Raw genomic sequence first — 2,235 nt, forward strand, 5'->3', positions numbered from 1 at the left:
AGTCGGTCCATCCCCACGCGCCGGCCGAGAGGGAGCCGTAGGGGCGCGCCGGTGTCGAGAGCCCCAGCGCGCGGAGGCCCGAAGGGCTGAGCACGGTGGGGCTCTCGACACCGGCTTCAGGCGCCCCGAAGGCGACCGAACCAAAGGAGGTGCGCGCGACGGCGCCTACCCAACACCGGCCGGCTGTCCGGCGCCCACCCAACACCGGCCCGGTGGCTAAAGCTTGACGATCATCTTCCCCGTGTTGTCCCCCCGCAGCTGCCCCAGGAACGCCTCAAGGTTGTTCTCGATACCCTCGACAACGGTCTCCCGGTACTTCAGCTCACCGGAAGCCACCCAACCGCCGACCTCCTGCACGAACTCCGGCTGAAGGTCGTAGTGGTCGCCGACGAGGAACCCCTCGATACGCCCCCGGGTCTGGATGAGACGCCCGAGGTTCTTCGGACCGGCCACGGGCTCGGTGCTGTTGTAGACCGAGATCATGCCGCAAATGGCAATGCGCCCACGCTCGTTCAGCGAACCGATGGCAGCCTCAAGGTGGTCGCCGCCGACGTTGTCGAAGTACACGTCGACACCATCCGGAGCAGCCTCACGCAGCTGCTGGCTCACGGGCCCGTTCTTGTAGTTGAAGGCAGCGTCGAACCCGTACTCCTCAACCAGCAGCTTGACCTTCTCGTCGGACCCGGCGGAGCCGATGACCCGCGACGCACCCTTGAGCTTGGCGATCTGCCCGACCTGGCTGCCCACGGCACCGGCGGCGCCGGAGACGAAGACCGAGTCGCCCTCCTTGAAGGAGGCGGTACGCAGCAGGCCGGCGTAGGCGGTGAGGCCGGTCATGCCGAGGACGCCGAGGTAGGTGGAGAGCGGGGCGAGGTCGGGGTCGACCTTGACGGCACCCTTGGCGTCGATGGTCGCGTACTCGCGCCAGCCGCCGAAGTGCAGGAGGTGGTCGCCGACGGAGACGCCCTCGGCGTTCGACTCGACGACCTCGCCGACCGCGCCGCCCTGCATGACCTTGCCGAGCTCGAACGGGGCGACGTACGACTTGGCGGCGCTCATCCGGCCGCGCATGTACGGGTCGACGGACAGGTACTTGTTCCGCACCAGCACCTGGCCCTCGCCCGGGGTCCGGGTCTCGGTCTCCACCAGGGCGAAGTCCTCGGGCTTCGGCCAGCCGACCGGGCGGCTGAGCAGGTGCCATTCGCGGTTGATCATCACAAGCGCCTTTCTTCGTGTCTCCGTGCGGGGAGCCTCAAATACTTCAGTACCTGAAACAACCATGCCTCTGAATATTTCATGATGTCAAGTAACGGGGTACGCTGGAGCGCATGTCCACACCCGAAAAGACGCGCTCCGACAAGACGCGCCGCGCCGACCCCGTGACCCTGGAGGTCGTCGAGCTGATCGGCGATGTCGTGGCGCGGTTCTACGAGGACTACGAGGCCGCGGCGGGCGACCACTCGCTCACCGGCGCCCAGGCGCGGCTCATCAGCCTGCTGTCCCTGGAGCCGCTGCCGATGCGCAAGCTGGCGCAGAAGCTGAAGTGCGAGCCGTCGAACGTCACCGGGATCGTGGACCGGCTGGAGACGCGGGGCCTGGTGGAGCGCCGCCCCGATCCCGCCGACCGGCGTGTGAAGCTGGCGGCGGCTACGGACGAGGGGCGCCGGGTGGCACGTAGCCTGCGGGAGTCACTGCGGTTCGCCCGGGAGCCGCTGGCGGGGCTGTCGGACGAGGAGAGACTGGCACTGCGCGGCTTGCTGCGACGGATGCTGGAGGTCTGACCGAACCAGCCCCGGACCCCCGACCCGAACCAGCCCTGAACCTCCGACCCAAGCCACCCCGAACCCCCGGACCCCCGACCCAAGCCACCTGGAACCCCCGAGCCGAACGGCTCAGGAACACCACCACAGGATCTGCTTGCAGGTCTCCGAAGGCGACGGTGTCGGACTCGGGTCCGAGGACGACGGGTCCGAGCTCGGGGTGGTCGTCGGATCCGTCGTCGACGTCGACGCGGGAGACGTGCTGCCCCCGGCGCCCGATGTCGGCGTCCGTGACTCGTCGGGATCCTTGGTGCTCGTCGCGGTCTCCGAAGGCGACGCACTCCGGGACGCCGAGGCGTCCGGGGACGCCGTACCGGTGCCGGTGCCCACGGTCTTCGTGGCGCCCAGCGGCTCCGCCGTCTCCCCCGACCCCGCCTCCGAGGACGCCCCGCCCTCCGCCGACGCGTCGCCCGGC

Annotated in this window: 2 protein-coding genes and 1 pseudogene; 2 read left to right on the forward strand and 1 reads right to left on the reverse strand. The window is 69.4% G+C overall.

What is annotated here, in order from left to right; genetic code table 11:
- Positions 1-216 precede the first annotated feature (216 nt).
- Complete coding sequence (locus tag R6V09_RS51420; protein WP_317888292.1) at positions 217-1,215, reverse strand: NADP-dependent oxidoreductase; 999 nt, start codon at positions 1,213-1,215, stop codon at positions 217-219.
- Between the two features lie 113 nt (positions 1,216-1,328).
- Here R6V09_RS51420 and R6V09_RS51425 point away from each other — a divergent pair, with 113 nt between their 5' ends.
- Both R6V09_RS51425 and R6V09_RS51430 read left to right on the forward strand, forming a co-directional pair.
- Positions 1,329-1,781 carry a MarR family winged helix-turn-helix transcriptional regulator gene (locus tag R6V09_RS51425; protein WP_317888293.1) on the forward strand — a complete coding sequence of 151 codons (453 nt, stop codon included), beginning with the start codon at positions 1,329-1,331 and terminating at the stop codon, positions 1,779-1,781.
- Between the two features lie 136 nt (positions 1,782-1,917).
- Positions 1,918-2,235 (forward strand): annotated as a pseudogene (locus tag R6V09_RS51430) (hypothetical protein); the annotation flags it as partial.

The organism is Streptomyces sp. W16 (assembly GCF_033194735.1).
Lineage (GTDB): Bacteria > Actinomycetota > Actinomycetes > Streptomycetales > Streptomycetaceae > Streptomyces.

Excerpts from the sequence above, each read along its gene's own strand:
- R6V09_RS51425 (WP_317888293.1), top strand. The coding sequence starts at position 1,329 with ATGTCCACACCCGAAAAGACGCGCTCCGACAAGACGCGCCGCGCCGAC.
- R6V09_RS51420 (WP_317888292.1), bottom strand. The coding sequence starts at position 1,215 with ATGATCAACCGCGAATGGCACCTGCTCAGCCGCCCGGTCGGCTGGCCG.